Annotated in this window: 21 protein-coding genes and 1 tRNA gene; 13 read left to right on the top strand and 9 right to left on the bottom strand. The window is 60.3% G+C overall.

Annotated features, from left to right (window positions below; translation table 11 throughout):
* Window positions 1-2: 2 nt before the first annotated feature.
* The 10 genes from DTQ13_RS02405 to DTQ13_RS02360 all read left to right on the top strand — a co-directional run bounded on the left by DTQ13_RS02405 (window position 3) and on the right by DTQ13_RS02360 (window position 8,924).
* Window positions 3-458: an Hpt domain-containing protein gene (locus DTQ13_RS02405; protein WP_248461027.1), complete on the top strand. Its 456-nt coding sequence runs from the start codon at window positions 3-5 to the stop codon at window positions 456-458.
* Complete coding sequence (locus DTQ13_RS02400) at window positions 455-2,218, top strand: chemotaxis protein CheA (RefSeq protein WP_248461026.1); 1,764 nt, start codon at window positions 455-457, stop codon at window positions 2,216-2,218. Before DTQ13_RS02405 ends, DTQ13_RS02400 begins: the two co-directional genes overlap by 4 nt.
* Before the next feature lie 23 nt (window positions 2,219-2,241).
* Window positions 2,242-2,769, top strand: a complete 528-nt coding sequence (locus tag DTQ13_RS02395; RefSeq protein ID WP_227431512.1) for a chemotaxis protein CheW — start codon at window positions 2,242-2,244, stop codon at window positions 2,767-2,769.
* A 10-nt stretch (window positions 2,770-2,779) separates the two neighbouring features.
* A complete protein-coding gene (locus DTQ13_RS02390) occupies window positions 2,780-3,622 on the top strand; it encodes a protein-glutamate O-methyltransferase CheR (RefSeq protein ID WP_103765237.1) in 843 nt (280 codons plus the stop codon).
* Between the two features lie 4 nt (window positions 3,623-3,626).
* Complete coding sequence (locus tag DTQ13_RS02385; RefSeq protein WP_043558228.1) at window positions 3,627-4,670, top strand: chemotaxis response regulator protein-glutamate methylesterase; 1,044 nt, start codon at window positions 3,627-3,629, stop codon at window positions 4,668-4,670.
* A gap of 83 nt (window positions 4,671-4,753) precedes the next feature.
* A complete protein-coding gene (locus tag DTQ13_RS02380) occupies window positions 4,754-5,143 on the top strand; it encodes a response regulator (protein WP_043558231.1) in 390 nt (129 codons plus the stop codon).
* Window positions 5,140-5,601: a chemotaxis protein CheD gene (locus DTQ13_RS02375; RefSeq protein ID WP_043558235.1), complete on the top strand. Its 462-nt coding sequence runs from the start codon at window positions 5,140-5,142 to the stop codon at window positions 5,599-5,601. Before DTQ13_RS02380 ends, DTQ13_RS02375 begins: the two co-directional genes overlap by 4 nt.
* Window positions 5,602-5,649: 48 nt before the next feature.
* The gene (locus tag DTQ13_RS02370) at window positions 5,650-6,039 is read left to right on the top strand and encodes a hypothetical protein (RefSeq protein ID WP_043558238.1); all 390 of its coding nucleotides are present in this window, start codon (window positions 5,650-5,652) and stop codon (window positions 6,037-6,039) included.
* 95 nt (window positions 6,040-6,134) lie between these two features.
* The gene (locus DTQ13_RS02365) at window positions 6,135-6,980 is read left to right on the top strand and encodes a hypothetical protein (protein ID WP_043558241.1); all 846 of its coding nucleotides are present in this window, start codon (window positions 6,135-6,137) and stop codon (window positions 6,978-6,980) included.
* Between the two features lie 99 nt (window positions 6,981-7,079).
* Window positions 7,080-8,924, top strand: coding sequence for a carbohydrate porin (locus DTQ13_RS02360; RefSeq protein WP_248461025.1), 1,845 nt, complete (start codon window positions 7,080-7,082; stop codon window positions 8,922-8,924).
* An 88-nt stretch (window positions 8,925-9,012) separates the two neighbouring features.
* On the opposite strand, the gene DTQ13_RS02355 is transcribed toward DTQ13_RS02360, so the two are convergent.
* The 4 genes from DTQ13_RS02355 to DTQ13_RS02340 form a co-directional block, all read right to left on the bottom strand.
* Window positions 9,013-9,495, bottom strand: coding sequence for a phosphate-starvation-inducible PsiE family protein (locus tag DTQ13_RS02355; RefSeq protein ID WP_248461024.1), 483 nt, complete (start codon window positions 9,493-9,495; stop codon window positions 9,013-9,015).
* A gap of 251 nt (window positions 9,496-9,746) precedes the next feature.
* Window positions 9,747-9,821: transfer RNA gene (locus DTQ13_RS02350), tRNA-Thr, on the bottom strand.
* Between the two features lie 93 nt (window positions 9,822-9,914).
* Window positions 9,915-10,121: a hypothetical protein gene (locus tag DTQ13_RS02345; RefSeq protein WP_248461023.1), complete on the bottom strand. Its 207-nt coding sequence runs from the start codon at window positions 10,119-10,121 to the stop codon at window positions 9,915-9,917.
* A gap of 42 nt (window positions 10,122-10,163) precedes the next feature.
* Complete coding sequence (locus DTQ13_RS02340) at window positions 10,164-11,282, bottom strand: Mrp/NBP35 family ATP-binding protein (protein WP_086431284.1); 1,119 nt, start codon at window positions 11,280-11,282, stop codon at window positions 10,164-10,166.
* Window positions 11,283-11,395: 113 nt separating this feature from the next.
* Here DTQ13_RS02340 and DTQ13_RS02335 point away from each other — a divergent pair, with 113 nt between their 5' ends.
* Window positions 11,396-13,018 (top strand): Do family serine endopeptidase, encoded by a 1,623-nt coding sequence (locus DTQ13_RS02335; protein WP_248461022.1) that lies wholly within the window; start codon window positions 11,396-11,398, stop codon window positions 13,016-13,018.
* A 15-nt stretch (window positions 13,019-13,033) separates the two neighbouring features.
* Here DTQ13_RS02335 and DTQ13_RS02330 read toward each other — a convergent pair whose 3' ends face one another.
* The gene (locus tag DTQ13_RS02330) at window positions 13,034-13,867 is read right to left on the bottom strand and encodes a TerB family tellurite resistance protein (protein WP_043558249.1); all 834 of its coding nucleotides are present in this window, start codon (window positions 13,865-13,867) and stop codon (window positions 13,034-13,036) included.
* Between the two features lie 87 nt (window positions 13,868-13,954).
* Window positions 13,955-14,209, bottom strand: a complete 255-nt coding sequence (locus tag DTQ13_RS02325) for a ribbon-helix-helix domain-containing protein (protein ID WP_043558252.1) — start codon at window positions 14,207-14,209, stop codon at window positions 13,955-13,957.
* A 78-nt stretch (window positions 14,210-14,287) separates the two neighbouring features.
* Here DTQ13_RS02325 and DTQ13_RS02320 point away from each other — a divergent pair, with 78 nt between their 5' ends.
* Both DTQ13_RS02320 and DTQ13_RS02315 read left to right on the top strand, forming a co-directional pair.
* Window positions 14,288-15,862, top strand: a complete 1,575-nt coding sequence (locus DTQ13_RS02320; protein WP_248461021.1) for an adenosine deaminase — start codon at window positions 14,288-14,290, stop codon at window positions 15,860-15,862.
* 38 nt (window positions 15,863-15,900) lie between these two features.
* Window positions 15,901-16,992: a purine nucleoside permease gene (locus tag DTQ13_RS02315; RefSeq protein WP_248461020.1), complete on the top strand. Its 1,092-nt coding sequence runs from the start codon at window positions 15,901-15,903 to the stop codon at window positions 16,990-16,992.
* A gap of 9 nt (window positions 16,993-17,001) precedes the next feature.
* Here DTQ13_RS02315 and tgt read toward each other — a convergent pair whose 3' ends face one another.
* The 3 genes from tgt to DTQ13_RS02300 all read right to left on the bottom strand — a co-directional run bounded on the left by tgt (window position 17,002) and on the right by DTQ13_RS02300 (window position 19,951).
* Window positions 17,002-18,150, bottom strand: a complete 1,149-nt coding sequence (gene tgt / locus DTQ13_RS02310; protein ID WP_248461213.1) for a tRNA guanosine(34) transglycosylase Tgt — start codon at window positions 18,148-18,150, stop codon at window positions 17,002-17,004.
* Window positions 18,151-18,191: 41 nt separating this feature from the next.
* Complete coding sequence (gene queA, locus DTQ13_RS02305; RefSeq protein ID WP_192848428.1) at window positions 18,192-19,256, bottom strand: tRNA preQ1(34) S-adenosylmethionine ribosyltransferase-isomerase QueA; 1,065 nt, start codon at window positions 19,254-19,256, stop codon at window positions 18,192-18,194.
* A gap of 89 nt (window positions 19,257-19,345) precedes the next feature.
* Window positions 19,346-19,951, bottom strand: coding sequence for a phospholipid-binding protein MlaC (locus DTQ13_RS02300; protein WP_232086371.1), 606 nt, complete (start codon window positions 19,949-19,951; stop codon window positions 19,346-19,348).
* Window position 19,952: the final 1 nt, after the last annotated feature.

Genomic DNA, 19,952 nt, shown 5'->3' with positions numbered 1-19,952 from the left:
ATATGGGCGACGTCATGGATGATATTCTCAAGATATTCTTTGAGGAATGTGATGAGCTGCTCCCCGAGCTGGAAAGCGGGCTGGGTGAACTTTCTGCGGAGGAGTCCAGTCAGGAAACCATCAATGCCATTTTCCGGGCGGTACATTCCATCAAGGGTGGAGCGGCGTCCTTCGGTCTGGACCGTCTCGTCCGCTTTGCCCATGTCTATGAAAGTGCGTTGGATGGTCTGCGGTCCGGTCAGGTGGAGCCGGACCCGGCCATCATCAAGACGTTCTTTCTGGCGATGGACCTTCTCAGTGATCTGGTGGCCGAGGCGAAACAGGCCGGGGATGAGGTTGATGGCGGGCGGATAGACGAGACTGTCCGCAAGCTGGAGGCGATCATCGGTCAAGGGGGGATGCCCCCGCTGCTTCTGACGTGGGGGAAACCCCTGTTCCGGAAGATTTTACCCCCGTGACGGTAGATCTGGGTGGCTTCGATTTTGATGAGCCAGCCGAAGAGGGCGGTGAATCTTCCCGGCCGAAGCTGGTCGTGACCTTCCGGCCACAGGCTGAACTGTACAGCCGTGGCGATGACGCCCGGAATCTTCTGCTGGGCCTGAAGGAGCTGCTGCCGGCCGAAGATGCCGGGGCCATGGATGTAACCTGCAACACGCAGGACCTGCCCGTGCTGTCAGAGCTGGTGCCTGAGGAGGCTTGCCTGGGCTGGACGGTCCGTCTGCCGGAACCCCCGGGCGGCACGGCCGAGGATGATATCCAGGCCGTCTTCGACTGGGTTGGTGATGTCTGCGATTTTCAGATTGCCCGTGAGGAGCAGACTGACGATACGGTCGAGGCGGATGCTGTGGAAAGTCCGGCTGTCCAGGAGATGGCTCCGGCGGTTCCCGTGCCTGCCGAGACCGTGGAAAGTGAGGCACAGGCCGCCGCTCCTGCTGCTCCGGCAAAATCGGGGCGCAAGCGGGAGCAGAACGCTTCCATCCGTGTTGATATCGGGCGGATCGGCATGTTGATGGACATGGTCGGGGAGATGGTCATTGGCCAGGCCTCTCTTGAATCAGCCCTGACACGGGAGGGAGCCTTGTATGACCCGGAACTGCTCAAGCGGCTGGCTGTCATCAAGACACTGACACGGGATATTCAGGAAGCCGTCATGGCGATCCGTGCACAGCCTGTCCGCAACGTGTTCCAGCGGATGCAGCGTGTAGTGCGGGAGGCCAGCAGCCTGGCGGACAAGGATGTGGCGCTCGTGCTGGAAGGGGAGGAGACAGAGGTTGACCGGACCCTTATCGAAAACCTGACGGATCCGCTGACCCATATGCTGCGCAATGCGGTGGACCACGGGATTGAGACCCCGCAGGCCCGTCTTGCGGCAGGGAAACCGGCTCAGGGTACGATATGGCTCTCCGCCCGTCACCGTTCCGGGCGCATTCTCATCGAGATCAGGGATGATGGCGGTGGGATCAATACCCAGCGTGTCCTTCAGACAGCCATCAAACGGGGGATTGTCCCCTCCGGGGCATCGCTCGGGGAAAATGAGATCAACGAGCTGATCTTCGCTCCGGGCTTTTCCACCGCTGAAACCGTATCCGACCTTTCGGGGCGGGGTGTCGGGATGGATGTGGTCAAGCAGGCCATCCAGAATCTTGGTGGGCGTGTGAACATCAAGAGCACGCAGGGCAAGGGGACACTCTTCACCCTCAGCCTGCCGCTGACCCTCGCCGTGCTGGATGGGATGCTCATCGAGTGCCGTGGGTCCACCATGGTTGTGCCGGTATCATCCGTTGTGGAACTTGTCACGGTGCAGCTGAAGGATGATGTGTACACCATTCCGGATGGCAGTCATGTCGTTTCCGTGCGGGGGCGCTGCATCCCGCTGATCTATCTGGGAGACGAGCTGACCCTCCCGGAGGTTGAGAGTGTGCAGGAAGAGACCCATCACATGGGTCGCGCCGGGGAAGAGGGGCAGCTGATTGTCCTTGTCGTGGAGAACGAGGCTGGTGCCCGGGCAGCGCTGGTGGTGGATGGTGTCCGCGACCAGGCTCAGGTTGTCATCAAAAGCATCGAGAAGAATTACCGCCAGATCAAGGGTGTTTCGGCTGCAACCATTCTTGGGGATGGCAGCGTGTCTCTCATTCTTGATGTTTCAACACTGATTGTTTCCGCAACGAAACGTGTTGATACCCGCGCGCTGGAAGCCATCGCAGAGCGGGCAGCATAACAGGCAGGTCAGGAAAGAAAGTCATGGATCTTATGTCTCTGGAAGAAAAGAAACAGACAGACGGACAGGTGAACGGGGCTTCGGCCCTTCCCTCCGGGGGACGGGAGCAGATGATCATCTTCACCGTGGGGGACCAGCGATACTGCATTCCCATCCTGAGCATCAAGGAAATCAGGGAGTTCGAAGACCCGACCTACCTGCCGCATTGCCCTGCCTATGTGGAAGGGGCCATCAATATCCGCGGCAATATCGTAACGGTCGTCAATCTTGCCAACTATCTGGGGGCCGTGCCGGAGGCCGACAATGAGCGGCGTGTGGTCATCATCATTGAGGATGGCCAGAACCGTGCTACATGCGGGCTGCTTGTGGACAGTGTGATCGGCATTACGGAGATTGCCCTGGATGAGATACAGCCCATTTCCGTTGATGGTGGTGCAGCTGAGCTGAGTGGTCTTGTCAGCATTGGGGAGCGTGTCATCCGCATCCTGCGGCTGGATACTGTTCTGACCCGCCTGCTGGGAGATGGGGCCGTCGGTACGGCCGCAGGATGAGGGCAGGCCGATGATAAACATGGAGCCACAGGGCGGTTTCTCCTACTCGGAGGCTGATTTCCGGCGTGTGCAGGAGATCGCCCGGCAGGAAGCAGGAATCAGTCTGCCCATCTCCAAGCGCAGTCTCGTGTTTTCCCGTGTGTCCCGGCGCATCCGTGCTACCGGGCGGGCGTCCTTCCGTGATTATCTGGATTACGTCAGCATGAGGGAGGGGCAGGAGGAGCTGAAGGAGCTCATCTGTGTTCTGACAACCAATGTGACGCAGTTCTTCCGGGAGAAAAGTCATTTTGAACATCTGGAGACGCATGTCCTGCCCCAGCTGGGGCAGAAACTGCGTGCCGGAGGGCGGGGGCGTTTCTGGTCGGCAGCCTGTTCGACAGGGCAGGAGCCATGGAGCATGGCCATGTCCATCATGGCGGAGCTGCCGGATGCCTTGCGGATGGATCTCAAGATTCTGGCAACGGACATCAACCACGCAGTGGTGGAGACAGGGCGCATTGGTCAGTACCCCGGTGAGGAGGTGCAGAGTGTGCCGCAGCGCTGGCGGGATGCTTACATGGAACCCGTGGAGATGGCGCAGTTCAGCATGGCACGGGAGATACGGCGCCTTGTCACGTTCCGGCAGCTCAACCTGAATCGGGACTGGCCTTTCAAAGGTCAGTTTGATGTCATTTTCTGCCGGAATGTCGTGATCTATTTCGATGACGAAACCCGCAATGCCTTGTGGAAGCGGCTTGCCGAACGGCTGGTGCCGGGCGGATTTCTCTATGTGGGTCATTCCGAGCGGGTGGACTGCATCAGGGAGTGCCATCTCGAGGCTGTGGCGCCGACAATCTACATGAAAAAGGGTTGAGGCCATGAAAGAACGGGTCAAGGTTCTTGTAGTGGATGATTCAAGAACCGCCAGAGAGCTGATAAGGCGCTCTTTTCTCAAATATCCCGAGATTGATGTCATTGGCATGGCATCGAACCCCATCGAGGCACGGGACCTCATCATCGCCGACCAGCCTGATGTCATCACGCTGGATATCGAGATGCCGGGCATGAACGGGCTCCAGTTTCTGGAAAAGATCATGCGGCTGCGGCCGATCCCGGTGGTGATGGTGTCCAGCATGACCACACGGGGGGCCAATACGGCCATCACGGCTCTCCAGATGGGAGCTTTTGAATGTTTTCCCAAGCAGGGCGGGGCCGGGGAAGCCTTTGCCGGGTTGGGGCAGATCGTGCTGGAAGCCGCCCGCTATCAGCCCGGCCACCGGCAGGCGACCCCGGGCCCCCGGCCTGTACGGACAGAGCCTGTCGCAGGCAGCGGTACGGCGTCGTGGCGGACACCGTTCGATGTGGTGGGGATTGGCTCTTCCACCGGTGGGGTGGAAGCTGTTGAAGAGGTGATAAAAGACTTCCCGGCCAAGAGTCCGCCCATCGTCATATGCCAGCATATGCCTTCGCTTTATACGTCCAGTTTTGCTGCCCGTCTGGATAGCCTGATCCCGCAGCTTTCCGTTGCCGAGGCGCAGGATGGGGAGATGCTGGCTCCCGGCATGGTCCGTATTGCTCCCGGTGGGGAGGCCCATCTCGTGCTGGAGGGACATGCCCCACGGCTTTTCACAAGGTTGCGGTCTGGGGAGCCTGTTGGTGGTCATCGGCCATCGGTGGACAGGCTCTTCCATTCCATTGCCCAGACGGCAGGCAGGACCTCACTGGGGATCATCCTGACAGGCATGGGGCAGGATGGTGCAGAAGGGTTGCTGGCCATGCGGCGGGCCGGGGCACGGACCATAGGGCAGGACAGGGCCTCCTCGGTCGTCTATGGTATGCCTCGTGTCGCTGCCGAGCTGGGAGCTGTGGAAAAGGTTGGCTCCCTGATGGACATTCCCGGCCTGGCCATGGGCCTGCACTAGGAAAGATGAACGCCTGGCGTGGCGTTCCTGATGTCAGGCCATCCTGACAAAGAGTGATTATCAGAAGGCAGAAAGGTTCATAAATGCCGTCCGCATCTCAGATTCGCGCTTTAATTGTAGATGATCAGGCCTCCATCCGGCAGGTTCTGGCCAGCCACATGGCGGCGCTCGGCTTCAAAGGGGTCGTGCAGCGTAAGGATGGGAAGGAGGCTCTGGAATATCTGGAGGCCAACCCCATCCATCTCGTGATTTCAGATTTCAACATGCCGGGCATGGATGGGCTGGCCCTGCTGGAGGCCGTGCGCTCCAACCCGAAGACAGCCAAACTGGCGTTCATCATTCTGACAGGTGAGGCAAATGCCGGGCTGGTGCAGAAGGCCGTTGCGGCGGGGGTCAACAATTTTCTGGCCAAGCCCTATACGGTCGCCAAGCTGAAGGAAACCCTGGAGAAAGTTTTCGGGCCTATCAGGTGACGGACCTGCTGAAGATCACGACTGTTATCCAGGGCGAAATCGCCATTTCGGATGACCCCGGCGTGGTGTTCGGCACGTTGCTGGGGTCGTGCATTTCAGTCTGCATGTATGATCTTCAGGCAGGGGTAGGGGGTATGAACCATTTCCTTCTGCCCGGAGAGGACTGCATGGGGAGCATGGATGCAGCTGCCTATCTGTACGGGGTAAACGCCATGAAAGGGCTGGAAACCGGGCTCATGAAGGCAGGGGGCGTGCGGGAGCGTTTCCAGTGCAAGGCGTTTGGTGGAGCGGCCGTGCTGTCCATTGCCAGTGACATTGGTCAGGAGAATGTCGGTTTTCTTCTGGATTATTTCCGGCGGGAGGAGATCCGCTGTGTGTCTTACAGTTTTGGTGGCAACCAGGTGCGGCGTATCCGTTTCTGGCCAACGACAGGAAAAGTTCTTCAGAACCTGTGCTGACCGGCGACCGGTCGTGATGATGGGAGAGGCCGGTATGGAGAGAGAAAGATGATGCCCAAAGATACAGGAACCCAGCCTGTCGGGGAGGCAGACAGCATAAGGGCCTCGGTGCTGATGAAGAGGCTGGGGGCCATTCTGGATGATGTCTGTGGTCGGCTCTCGGATGTTCAGGATGTCGTTTCAGATTATGTCGGCACGGGAGAGCTGGATGCCGGGCAGATGGAACGGCTCCAGAGTCTTGATGCCCTGACACAGGAGGTTGAAGCCGTCCGTACCGTGCTGGAGCAGGTGGAACAGGCGGCTCCGGAGATCGGCAATCCCCGTTATGGGATGGGTACCGTTCTGGCGGGTGTAAAGCTTTCGCAGATAAGGGATATGCTGCGGTATGGCCAGACGGCGGACCTGAAAGAAGACAGGGGCAATTTTACCTTGTTCTGACCCTGACCTATGTTCTATGTGCCAAGTAGGGCAAGGTTATCCGGTGTGGTACCGCAAGCTGTGGCTGGCCGCATCGGAGCATCTGGAGAGAGCTGATGGCAGGGAGGGAACAGGGGGCGAATCTTATTGGCGTCATTGCCGAAACCGCCCGGGGTGCCGTTTTTCAGCCGCATGGCCACGTTGCGGGGCCGGCCAGACGTTTTCTGGCCGGGTATCATGAATCCGCAGGGCTTGTAGGGATGGGTGTACAGATGCTCCCTGTCCTTCTCGAGGGGCAATGGCCATTTCCCGGCACGGGCGGACTGGGGCAGGAGAAACGGTGTCTTGTCGGCCAGGGAGATGGCAGCGGCAATGACAGTGTCTATGATTCGATCCTGCGTCATCACCCTCCCTTGGTGCGGGAGGTGGATGAGATTGTCATTTCTTTCATCCCTGCCAGCATGTTCCAGCGTTGTTCCATAGGAGAAGCGTTGAACATCGGGCGGCTGGCAGCCTGTTTTGACCTTGCTTCATGGTTTGTGGATACCTTGCCCGGTCAGACCAGCAGCGGCTTTTATGAGCTGACGAAGCTGGATGTCAAAGCGCTTTCCCTGGGTGTCTGGGTCAATGTTCTGGTGACGTGGCTGTACGGAATGGACGTCCTGTCAGCCCGGGCGTTGCAGAAGATGCGTCTGGCCATCTGTGGCATCGTCATGGAAAATCTGGCACTGCTGAAGCTTGGCCCTTCAGCCCCGGCCTGTAGCAGTACGGCGGTTCTGCCAAAGAAATGTCTGGTGGAGGCCTATATGGGGCTGTACCCTGGCATGATGGGCAGGGTGGCGCGCATGCTTGCCTTCTGTCCGGAGGAACATATCCTCAAGACAGCCGGCTGTCCCGAGCGGGTGTGCCGTGATGTGCTCAGCAGGTCACTTGATTTCTTTCAGAGCAAGCAGGCTGTATGAGCTACTTTTTTTCGTCAGATTTTCCCTATAAGAAGTGACGGGGCCACTTTTGCGGTGTGTTTTGTGCAATCGGGCCAGTTGTTGGGGAGAAGTGGGAATATGGCAGCGTTTTCCATGCTGACTATTCTGCGTATTTTTTTAAACAGGTCCCGTGTGGGGGCCTGCTCTGTTCTGCTGCCATCCGTGGCGGCAATGTCTTTTGGGGCTTCGCCTTCGATGGCCGCTGATGGCAGCCGGGTAGGTCAGCCTCTGCTCTATTCGGCCCAGGGTGCCCTGTCTCATGCCATGCAGACGCCTGCCGTCGTAAAGCAGACAGAGAAAGCACCAGAGCGACAGGTCATCCTTACACGGGACGGAAAACCTGTCCAGCAGGTATCCGTGGTGCAGAAACCGAAGGTAGTGGATGCCGAGAAGACGGCGGCCCATTATATCCATGACATGGGGTTGCGGCGTCGGCCATATTCCAATTATCCGACGGAAGAATTCGGTGTGTTCGGTGAGAACGGGCGTGAGCTGCTCGAGCGCGTGAACATTCCTTTGCATGAAGGGGATCCGACCAATAATGATGGGCCGCCGCTGCCCCGGCCAGAAGCACTCTTCCAGAAAATGCGTTGGAATGAGTGGCTGCGGGACCGTGGTGTGGTCGTCCTGCTGGACAACACCAACGAATTTTCTGGTGCCATCACCTCTCCGAGGAAAGGGCTGGGGTTGAGGCAGGGGTCCTCCAATACGGGGCAGTATGGTTTCGAGAATGACATTGACTGGTACAAGCTGGCCGGGATCCCCGGGTTCCAGACCCATGTCATTGGCGTAGGCCGTTACGGTATTCCAGCCAGCAGGATGTTTGGCGACAATGTGAACCCCAGCCAGGAAATCTATGGTGGTGGTGGTAACGTGGCGTTCCATCTCGTCTATTTCTACGGGGAAGAGACTCTCTGGGGTGGACGGCTGAACATCGCAGCAGGCCGCATGTCCATGGATTCGGACTTCGCCATCAGCCCGATCTACTGTAACTTCATGAACAACGCTTTCTGCGGAAACCCCAAGGCCGTTACGGATACGTACACACGGTCATCCTATCCGGGGTCAAGCTGGGGGGCCCGTATTCGTGGCCGTCCTACAGACAGTACCTACATCCAGGTCGGTGTCTATTTCCCCGAGCGCGGTATTTATGGCGTGCAGCAGAATCGCAGCGGGTTCAAGTTCAATGGCGGGACCATCAGCGGGGTCGTGACCCCGATCGAGGTTGGCTGGGAGCCTGAGTTTGGTAAACAGCAGCTGCCGGGTCACTACAAATTTGGGTTCTCCCCGGATACGTCCGACCATTATCTTGGTGTGTATAGTCCTCCCAATCGGCGCAATGCATGGCGGACCCGGATGACCATTCCCAACTGCCCGACCTGTCAGGGGGTGGGCGATGAGGTTCCCGGTACGGGTATCCGTCGCAATTTCAACTGGAGCATGTGGTTCCTCGCGGACCAGATGATCATGAAGAACAAGACACAGGACACGCCAGAAGGGGGACTGGTGGCCTTCTTTGATGCATACTGGAACAAGCCAGCCACAGCCATGCGTGGCAAGATGTATGCATTCGGTCTTGTGGATACGGGCTTCTGGCCAGCCCGCCCGCTGGATACGGTGGGTGTTTCCTTCTCCTATACCGGTTCCAGCAGCTATACCCGTGCTGCGCAGCGGTTCCAGGTGGATCATGGGATGGCTCCGGAGGGGGCGACCGCCTATTATGCGAGTGGCGGGGCGCCGCTCCTGTGGGGGTCTTATGGTGTGCAGCGCTGGGGCAGCACGCTGGAGGCCACCTACCGCATCCATGTCATGCGGGGTGTGACCTTTGCGCCGGATTTCCAGTATTACTTCCATCCGGGGATGCAGCGTGTCCTGAAGGATGCCGCCATGCTGGGCTTCAAGTCCCACATCCAGCTCTTCTGATGACGCTTCCTGCTTCCCGATGCAAAGGGGAAGCAGGAGGCTCGGGCCCCTTTCCAGCCACAGGCCGGAAAGGGGTTTTTTTATGGGCTTACTGGTTGGATGGAGAAGGCTGAGGCGTAGGGTCCGTGCGGGTCATGGCTTTGCCACGGACGAGCCAGTAAGCGGCGGAGAGTGACAGAACAGCGGCTGAAAGCGCCAGAAGTTCACGGACATTCACGCCATTCAGGTCCAGCACGATGAACTTGCGTACGGCTGCCATCATGCCGATGAGCAGGACGGACCTCATGCGGATCATTCCCTGTGATTCCGAACCGGGAAGAACGAGGATGGAGTGACGGAATTCCAAGGCGATCAGGACGGTGAAGAACAGCCCGAAGACTTCCTGCAATATGGCAGGCTCCGTGGGGCTGAGGCCGGCATGGATGATGAGCTTTGCCACTGCCACCACGACATGCAGCAGCCCCAGGCAGGCCACCAGCGTGATGCAGATGGACAGGACCAGCATGGCCGCTCCTTCAAACATGTCGAACAGGCGGGACAGTGTGACGAAGCCGGGCAGGGTGCTTTTCATGGAGTAGGGGATGCCTTTGATGTGGGGATGGATAATGTTGTGCTGCTTTTACTTCATTCTGATGGGAGGGAGAAAGGTAGGTGCAGCAGGACGCTTCCGCCTCCTCTGGCATGATTATGCCGACGGGGCGTCTGCCTGTGCGTCGCGGGGGGCCCGGTTTCGTGTCGGGTAGGGGACGGAAAGCAGCGTCTTACATACTACATGCGTCAGGCATGAAGCACTGGGGAACGGCCTATTTTCAGGGAAAATCGTGGTGCCGGATGAGAGATTCGAACTCCCGGCCTTCGGTTTACAAAACCGCTGCACTACCACTGTGCTAATCCGGCAACGGGGCCGTACATCTCATTTTTCCCTCCAGAAATCAAGTGGAAAATCAGGGGAGTGGGGAAAAAATCCCGGCCAGGAAACAGCCGGGCAGGTCAGCGGCCCGTGGTGGCGGGCTTCTGGTGCTGCATGAGATGGGTTGGGGGCGCAAGGACAGGGCCATCCTGTACAAAGCCATAGCCATCAGAAGAAAGGCCACGATGGCCGATGGCCTGGTTGGGTCTGTTACAGCCCCCCATGCTGAGCAGGGAGAGCACAAGGCCTGTCAGGAGGAAGAAACGGGGATGGCAGAAAGTCGGCATGGGCTTCCGTGGGTTGGTCAAAGAGGTGGGCAGGATCGCCGGTCAGCACGAAGAGGGAAACAGTCTATCCTTCAGGGTGCGGGCAATGGCTCTGTAAGCCTGTGATGCAGGATGATCCGGGTCACGCAGGACAAGAGGGGTCCCTTCATCAGCACTGCATCTTATATCCCGCAGCAGGGGAATTTCCCCAAGGAAAGGAATGTTGAGGGCCTCTGCTTCCTTGCGGGCCCCACCATGGCCGAAGAGGTCAGTCCGTTCCTGACAGTGCGGGCAGCAGAAATAGGACATGTTCTCGATCAGCCCCAGCACGGGCGTTTCGGTCTTCTCAAACAGCGTGACACCCCGGCGGGCATCAAGCAGGGCAATGTCCTGCGGGGTGGAGACGATGACGGCCCCACCGGCCTTCAGCTTGTCCGAAAGCTTGCGGGTCAGGGTCAGCTGGGCATCTCCGGTGCCGGGTGGCAGATCGACCACCAGTACATCCAGCGCCCCCCAGGACACATCACTCATGAGCTGGGTCAGGGCGCCCATGACCATGGGACCACGCCAGATCATGGCCTGTTCCTTGTCAACCAGATAGCCGATGGACATCGTCTCCATGCCCCAGCGTTCCAGTGGGCGCAGCCTGCCATTCTCGACAACAGGTTTCTGGGTTTCACCCAGCATGTGGGGAAGAGAGGGGCCGTAAATGTCAGCATCCAGCAGGCCGGTCCGAAGGTCCAGCCGGGCCAGGCTGCATGCCAGATTGACGGCTGTGGTGGACTTCCCCACGCCTCCCTTGCCGGACGCCACGGCAATGACGGCCCGCACATCGGGCAAGCAGGCTTCCGGGGGGGCGGAGCGGCCTGTGGGTCGCTTTCCGAGGGCCAGAGGCCGGTGCCCGCTTTCTGCACCGGCCTTGCGGGGGGCGGGGCCTGCCGGGCGATGAGCTGTGAGGGACAGGGTCAGACTGCTGACAGCGGGGTGCTGCCTGAGCCTGTCCTCCAGTGTCGTCTGAGCGTCCTGGAGGAACGCCGCCCCTTTAGCTGTTGTCCGCAGAATGAGGTGGAGATGGCCATCTTCCAGTGTCAGGGCTTCTATGCTGGTCTGATGTGCAGGCTCTTCTGCTGTGAGAAAGTCGGAGATGAGGTCTTTCAGGGAAGAGATGTCGGTGGCTGTCATGGGGCAGGACCTCTCATGCAACGCCCCTCATGAGGCAAAAAAACACAAACTTGCAGGCTGGAAGGATGACGTCCGGTCCGCCGTGGAGTAGATTCTACAGCATGAGCCGATTCATGTCTTCTTCTCTTCTGTCTTCCTCCCGCATGAGGGTGGCCCGCTGGCTGTCCTGTTTCGTGCTTTCTGGTATTCTTGGCCAGTCCGGTGGAGCCTGGGCGCAGGATGATGTGCCGATGCCGACCCTGCCGGGGGAAGAGCTGCCGCAGGGGGGGAGCGTGACAACCCGTGCTGCGCATGAGGCGGCCATGATGCCCGGTTTTGCGGCACTGGTGGAGCGGCTCCTGCCTGCTGTGGTGAATATTTCCGTCTCCAGCGTGATCCACCCTGATGAACAGCAGCCGGATGGGCCGGATGGCAGTACACCGTCCGGGCCGCAATCATCACCTTTCCCGCCAGGGTCACCGCTCGAGAAGTTTTTCCATGATTATCTCCACCGCCGTCATGCCGATGGGCACCCTGCCCGTCAGGTACAGGCGCTGGGGTCCGGCTTCATCATCGATCCTTCTGGCGTGGTGGTGACGAACAATCACGTCATTGACAATGCCCAGCAGGTGAGCGTGACCCTGTCGGATGGGACGGAATATCCGGCACGGATTGTCGGGCGGGACAGCAAGGAGGACCTTGCCGTCCTTCAGGTGAAGGCAGACCGGCCCCTGCCGTCCGTCCCGCTGGGGCATAGTGACGATGCCCGCATCGGAGACTGGGTGCTGGCCATCGGTAATCCGTTCGGTCTGAGTGGCACGGTGACAGCTGGCATCATTTCGTCCCGCAAGCGGAATGTCGATCACGGTTTGTATGACGACTTCATCCAGACGGACGCAGCCATCAATCACGGTAATTCAGGTGGCCCGCTCTTCAATCTGAAGGGTGAGGTCATCGGGATCAATACGTTGATTTATGGCGGGTCTGGTGGGGATTCCATCGGCATCGGCTTTGCCATTCCTTCGGATGATGCCCGAGGCATCATCAACCAGTTGCGGCAGACAGGCCATGTCCGGCGTGGCTGGTTGGGTGTGCGCTATCAGGATGTCACCCGCAACATGGCAGAAGACCTTGATTTCTGGAAAGCGGATGTGCCCGGAAAAGAACGGGGAACGGGGGCCATCGTTGCCGAGGTCAGCAAGGATGGGCCGGCCCGGAAGGCAGGTTTGCAGGTTGGGGACATTCTGACAGCCCTGAATGGTCAGCCGGTGACAGGCCAGACCCTGCCCCGGCTCGTGGCGGGGTATCAACCGGGAGAGACGGTGCATTTCACCTTTTGGCGGCGTGGCAGCTATCAGACGCTGGATCTGACCCTGGGGCGCAACCCCGATGAGAAGGATCCCCTTCCTTCCGACACGCACCCGCCGGAACATCCGGTAAAGACCCTGAAAGAACTGGGGGTGAAGCTGGGCGTGGTCGATGAAGCGGCCCGGACGCAGTATGGCCTGACTGACAGCCAGAGGGGTGTGCTGGTGATGCGTGTCTATGAGGGTAGCCCCGCTGCCAGCCGTGGGTTGACGGAAGGGAATCTGGTGCTTCAGGTCGGGCAGCAGGAGGTCAATACACCGGAGGCCCTGCAGGCTGCGCTGGACCGTGCCCGTGAGCTGAAGCGGACGGATATTCTTCTGTTGGTGCAGGATGGTGAGGGGCTGCGCTGGGTGGCTGTGCCATTGGGGGGACAGCAACTACAGCCGTGATGGGGCAGACCCGCCTTACAGGCCGCGGTCCCGCTTTATTTGGTCCCATGCGGCATTGATGCGGGCCACACGCTCCTGTGCTGCTTTCCGTTGAGCATCGCTCATGGGGCGCTGGGCAAGACGGTCCGGGTGATGTTCACGGATCAGCACACGCCAGCGTGTCCGGACTTCGCCATCCGTTGCCGTTGCACTGATGCCCAGCACACGATAGCACTCTGCCGTTGATGATGTGGAGGCAGCCCGGGGCTGGCCGTCCTCGGCCCGCTCCCAGGCCCGTTCTGAAAGGCGGAAGGCTTTGTGCGTCCGGCGGAGATAGTCCATTTCTGCCGGATGCAGCGGGGCCCCGGCAGGCAGGTCTGCCCTGGCAATGCGGAAGAGGACGCTGAGCAGTGTTTCCAGCGGCTCCGGCTTGTCGGCAAAGGCACGCCCCAGCTCACGGGCATAAAGTTCGAAATCGTCCGTCCGGTTCCGGGCCCGATCAAAAAGCAGGCCAACCTCTTTCTGGTTGTCTTCAGGGAACCGGAAGGCCGTCTTGAAGGCTTCAATCTCGGCCCGGTTCACGGGGCCATCGATTTTGGCCAGCTTGGCGGAGAGCGTGACGACACCAAGGCCGTAGAGCTGATCCGTCTTTCCCAGCAGGGCAGAGAGTTTTGCGGCGGTGAAGAAGGCAGCATTATGCGGGTCGGGCTGCCCCCGTGCGGGGAAACGGTCGCCCCATGTGCCGGAGAGCGGGGTCAACAGTCTGTCCGTATCGCTCATATGGCCCAGAATGGCCCCGAGAAGACCGCCGACCGGCCCCCCGGCGGCAAAACCGGCAATACCACCAAACATTTTCCCCCAGAAAGCCATCGATGCCCTCCCTGTTCACATGGTTGTAAACTCTATCACGGGGACAGGGGAGGGCGGAACAGGAATATGCGGTCTTTCCAAGACGGGTCACACGGGGGCTGACGGGGCCTGGTTCAGGGCAAAGCGTAGTGCCGTGAGGCGAAGCAGGGAGGCCAGCGTCTGTTCCGGGGGGCGATGCCTGTCCAGCCGGGCGATGAAGGCTGCCAGGGCAAGCTGTTCGGCACGGGCCATGGTCTCCAGAACCTGCCAGAATTCGGCTTCCAGAGCGATGGAGGTTCTGTGCCCGTACAGGCTGAGGCTGCGCTTCTGCAACTGTGGTGGGGGTGGAGGAGGAGCGTGCATGGGGGAAGTGTGGCAGCTGGCATTGTGTGTGGAAAGGGATTTTCTTGTCAGCTCCGGCGCAGGCCGCCATCATGAGGCATGAGATTCTTTTGTCCTGCTGTTTTTGCCCTTTTTGTCTTTCTTGCTGGCCAGACAGGTCGGGTGTCTGCTGACCCGGTGGCGGCCCCGCCTTCCGTGGCGACCCTGTTCGAAAGGGTGAAGACCGACCCTGTCCGGCTGGAGCTGTTCCTTAGGGCCTTCCCCAAGGGAGCGGACCTGCATAACCATCTTTCCGGGGCGGTCTATGCCGAGAGTTTCCTCAAATGGGCAGCGGGGGATGGCCTCTGCGTTTCGCTGAAGGAGCGGACCATTCTGGCCAGTCATTGCCCAAAGCCGGGGGAGGGGCAGGTTCCGGCAGATGGTCTGCTAGGGAATGAAACCGGCTGGAATGAGATGGTCAATGCGTTGTCCATGCGCAATTTCATTCCTACGGAACATGACCGCTCCGGCCATGATCATTTCTTTGCGACCTTTCTGCGGTTCATGGTGGTGGAGCCAAGGCATCAGGGGGACATGCTGGCCGAGGCTGCCGAGCGGGCTGCCCGTGACAATGTGCAGTATCTGGAATTGCAGATCGCTCCCATTACCTTTGATGCATTGGGGGAGATGATGAAGGCTGCTGCCCTGCCTCCCTTGAGGACGGAAGCTGATTTCAGTCGGGCTTATGAGGCTCTGAAGCCCGCCCTGGGGCGGATGGCAGCCCTGTCCCATGTGGCCATTGATGAGATGGAGGCCCGTGCCCGAACCATCATGAAGTGCGGCACAGCGCAGGCTTCCGCAGGGTGTGGGGTGACGGTGCGCTATCAGTATTCCGCCCTGCGGACATTTCCGGCACCGTTTGTCTGGGTACAGCTCGTGGCGGCGTATGAGAGTGCCCGCCAGGATACCCGGCTGGTCGGCGTCAACATCGTGGCGCCGGAAGATGATCCGGTGGCCCTGCGGGACTATGACCTGCACATGCAGATGTTCCGTACTCTGAACCGGCTGTATCCGGGGACGAATCTGAGCCTTCATGCGGGGGAGGTGACACCGTCTCTCGTGCCGCTGGGCGATCTGGACCATCATATCCGGGCGGCGATTGACGTGGCGGGGGCCAAGCGGATCGGCCATGGTGTGGATGTTCTGTGGGAGCATGACCCGGCTTCTCTGCTGGAAGAGATGGCACGGCGCTCCATTCTGGTGGAGATCAATCTGACCAGCAATGATGAGATTCTGGGTATCCGGGATGGGCGGCATCCTTTTTCGCTTTACAGGCAGGCCGGTGTGCCCGTGGCGCTCTCGACAGATGATGAAGGTGTGTCCCGTAGCGATCTGACGCAGGAATACATGCGGGCCGTATTGGCCTACCATTTGGATTATCCGACACTTGTCCAGCTGTCCCGTACGGGGCTGGAATATGGGTTCATGCCGGGGCAGAGCCTCTGGGCCGGGCATCATCTGGGGCAGGCTGTGTCGGCCTGTTCGGGCATGGTGCCGGGTGGAAGCGCCGCTCCAGCCTGTGAACGGTTTCTGAAGGACAATATGAAGGCACGGCTGCAATGGCAGCTGGAGGCCCGTTTTCAGGCTTTCGGGCAGGATGTGATGAAGAATCCCCTGCTGCGGTCCGTGCCCTGAGACAGGCCGGAGAGAACGATGGGAAGGAAAGGCATGTGATGAGACAGGCAGTGAAGGCGGGCTGGATGTATGGTCTTGGTCTTCTGGTCGGGCTGGTGGCAGCGGGGGCGGGGTCTGCCCGTCCGGCACAGGCTGTCCCGCTGGAGGTACACGTCGTGGTGGTGACAACCTTCGAGCTGGGGCAGGATAGTGGCGACATGCCGGGAGAGTTCCAGCACTGGGTAGAACAGTACCCGCTGGAACAAACACTGCCTGCACCGGGGACGGAGCACGGTGTCCTTCGCTATAATGCGAAAGACCATGTGCTTGGGCTGGTCAGTGGTGAGGGACCGGGCCATATGGCAGCGGCCATTACCGCTCTGGCGCTGGACCCCCGGTTTGACCTCCGCCATGCCTATTTCGTTCTGGCAGGGATTGCCGGTGTGAATCCCAATAAGGGCAGCATCGGGTCTGCCGCCTGGGCGCTGCATGTCGTGAATGGCGGGGCAGCCCATCTGATTGATTCACGTGAAATTCCGTCCGATTGGCCGGATGGTTTTACGCCGTTGCAGGGCCATGTACCGGATGAGCAGCCACGGCCACCGCTCCATTCCATCGCTGGGGACATGGCCTATACGTTGCGACCTTCCCTTGTGCGCTGGGCTTATGAAAGGACACGCCATATCGCTCTGCCGGACAATGAAAAACTTCAGGCCCATCGCCGGGCCTATCAGGGTTTCCCCGAGGCACTGAAGCCGCCGCATGTGATGATGGGTGATACGATCTCCGGTGAGACATACTGGCTTGGAGCACTCATGAACCGGTGGGCGGAACGCTGGGTCGCTTACTGGACGGACCATCAGGGCGAGATGGTCACGACGGCAGAGGAGGACATTGGCCTCTGTCAGGCACTGGCGTTGCAGGCCAGAGCAGGACGTGTGGATGACCGGCGCCTCCTCATCCTGCGGACGACCAGCAATTTCGACATGCCGCCCAACGGCGTGGCACCGGCCACCATGCTGGCCAATGCAGCGCATGAGGAAAGCCTGCCGGGCCTTTATGCCTCCACCAGTGCGGCCTATCAGGTGGCCAGCCCAATCGTGCGGGAGCTGGCCACCCATTGGGGGAGCTATGAAGGACAGGTGCCCTGAAGGAACGACCTAGCCCTGCTGGTAGCGGGGCATGGGCCATTCATCCTCGCTCCAGTCGCCCCTGGCCCAGTTCTGGCGGAGCTGGGTGGCGGTCTGTTCCAGCGTTCCTGCCACGATGGCGGCCCGTATCTGGCGCATGAGCCGCTGATAATAGGCGAGATTGTGGAGGGTCAGGAGCATCGGCCCGAGCATCTCGTTGGCCCGGAAGAGGTGGTGCAGATAGGCCCGGCTGTACCGGCCTGCCATCGGGCTGTCATCTTCGGGGGAGATGGGGCGGGTGTCCTCGGCGAAGCGGGCATTGCGGAGATTCAGCGTGCCCCGCTCCGTATAGGCCCGGGCAGTACGGCCTGCACGGGACGGCATGACGCAGTCGAACATGTCGCAGCCCCGCATGACGGCACCCAGCAGGTCATCTGGCGTGCCGACGCCCATCAGATAGCGGGGCTGGTCCTCGGGCAGCATGGGAGTCGTGTAATCCAGCGTGGAGAACATCAGCTCCTGCCCTTCGCCTACGGCAAGCCCCCCGATGGCGTAGCCCTCGAAGCCGATCTCCCGCAGGGCAAGGGCGGAGCGTTCCCGCAGGTCCTGTTCCGTGCCGCCCTGCACGATGCCGAACTGCCCATAGCCGGGGCGGGCGATGAAGGCTTCACGGGAGCGGGCGGCCCATCGCATGGACCGCTCCATGGAGGCTTCCAGCACGTCCTTCGTGGCGGGCAGGGCCGGACATTCATCAAAGGCCATGGTGATGGTGGCATCCAGTTTGTACTGGATGTCCGTCGAGTTTTCAGGCGTCAGACGGTGGGAGCTGCCATCAATGTGGGAACGGAAGGTGACGCCATCCTCATCCATCTTCCGCAGCGGCCCCAGAGACATGACCTGGAATCCGCCGGAATCTGTCAGGATGGGGCCGGGCCAGTCCATCATGCGGTGCAGCCCGCCGAGACGCTGGACCCGCTCTGCCGTGGGGCGCAGCATGAGGTGATAGGTGTTGCCCAGCACGATGCCCGCCCCGGTGGCCCGCACATTGTCCATCGTGATGCCCTTGACGGTCCCGACGGTTCCGACCGGCATGAAGGTCGGTGTCGGTACGCTGCCATGACGGGTATGCAGCCAGCCTGCCCGGGCCCGCCCACACTGGGCGTCTTTCTGCCAGTGCATGCGGTCGGATGGGGTAAGGTTGGGGCGGGTGGAGTCGGTCGTCATGGGGCACGTTCCAGAAGGCAGGCATCACCGTAGGAATAGAAGCGCAGCCCTTCGGCAATGGCGTGATGATAGGCATGGCGCATGGTCTCCGTACCGGCAAAGGCACAGACCAGCATGAAAAGGGTGGAGCGGGGCAGGTGGAAGTTGGTCAGCAGGGCGTCCACCGCCCGGAAGCGGTAACCCGGCCGGATGAAGATGGAGGTTTCGCCTGTCCATGGATGAACGATACCCTGTTCATCCGCCGCACTTTCCAGCAGGCGCAGGCTGGTGGTGCCTACGGCGACGACACGGCCGCCATTGGCACGGGTCCCGTTGATGAGACGGGCCGTTTCCTCATCAATATGGCCCCATTCCGCATGCATTTTATGTTCGGCAATGGTGCTGCGGACGGGCAGGAACGTCCCGGCTCCGACATGCAGGGTGAGGGTCTGTTTTTGTATGCCTTTGGCCGCAAGGGCCTCCAGCAGTTCTTTCGTGAAATGCAGTCCCGCTGTCGGTGCTGCCACGGCCCCACGAAAGCGGGAGAAAATGGTGCGGTAGTCGCTGTTGTCGGCTTCAGTCGGACCATTGGGGCGGGCAATGTAAGGCGGCAGGGCCAGGGCGGCCCGGCGTTCCAGAAAGTCATCGAACTCATCGCCTTCGACCGAGAAGCGGAGGGTCACGGCCCCATCGCCCTCATTGGTCAGGACGTCCGCCGTGACGGGATCATCCTCGAAGTGGAGCCGGTCACCGGGGCGGAGCTTGCGGGCATTGCGGGCGAGGGCATGCCACTGCCCTTCCGGCAGGATGCGGTCCAGCGTGATGCCGATTTTTGCGTCACCCCGTCGGGCCTCCATTTTTGCCCGGATGACTTCCGTATCATTGGCGACGAGCAGGTCGCCTTCCTTCAGCAGTTCGGGAAGATTGCGGATGCGATGGAGGGAGAGGGTTGCATCATCAGTTCCTGCAAGGGCCGGTGGGACGACATGCAGGAGCTGTGCCATGTCACGGGGGCGGGCAGGTTCCGTGGCGATATGGTCACGAGGGAGCGTGAAATCGAAGAGGGAGAGGTCGTCAGTCATTCCGGGGACATGGTTGGAGAAACAGGCCAGTCAGCGAAAAGGGGGCTTATGGCCCCCTCCACGTTGCTGATCCGTTGTGAATGGAGAGATCAGTGACGACCCAGCTGATGCTTGAGGGCGTCGATCAATGTCTGCACCTGCCCGCCATGGCGGGTGAGGTAGGTCGTGTAGTCGCTGCGCTGTGTCAGGCGCATGCTGGCACCCTCACCATACAGGTCCACCACCTTGGGCGGTTCGCCATCAATGACGGCCGTCATCAGGATGGGGGGCTGATGCGGACGGGAAATCTGAAGGGTCACCTTCTGGCCTGCCGGGGAGGGCACACTGTCCACCAGGCGGACGGAAATGTTCTGATATTCCCCCACGCGGGCCGTGACAGCATTCAGCAGTACGTCCTGAAACAGCTCAAGATAAAGCTTCTGCTGTTCCGGCGTGGCGATCCGCCAGTAGCGGCCCAGGCAGTAGCGGCCGATTCCTGGTACGTCCACATTGGCCCGCAGGAGGGGCAGAAGGGTTTCGCGCTTTTTGTCCAGCGAAGTGTCGCTGTTCAGGACGGCCACCAGTTTCCCGCCAAAATCATTGACAAACGCCTTTGCTTCATCACTGGAGGGAGTGGCGAAGGCCAGCGTGGGAATGAGAGCGAACAGGCTGGCAGCTCCCAGAATGGTGCGGCGTGTAAGCTGACGGAGCATCATG

It is taken from the genome of Parasaccharibacter sp. TMW 2.1888, from assembly GCF_023167265.1.
Taxonomy (GTDB): Bacteria; Pseudomonadota; Alphaproteobacteria; order Acetobacterales; family Acetobacteraceae; genus Bombella; species Bombella apis.
This window is presented reverse-complemented; position numbering and strand designations above follow the sequence as displayed.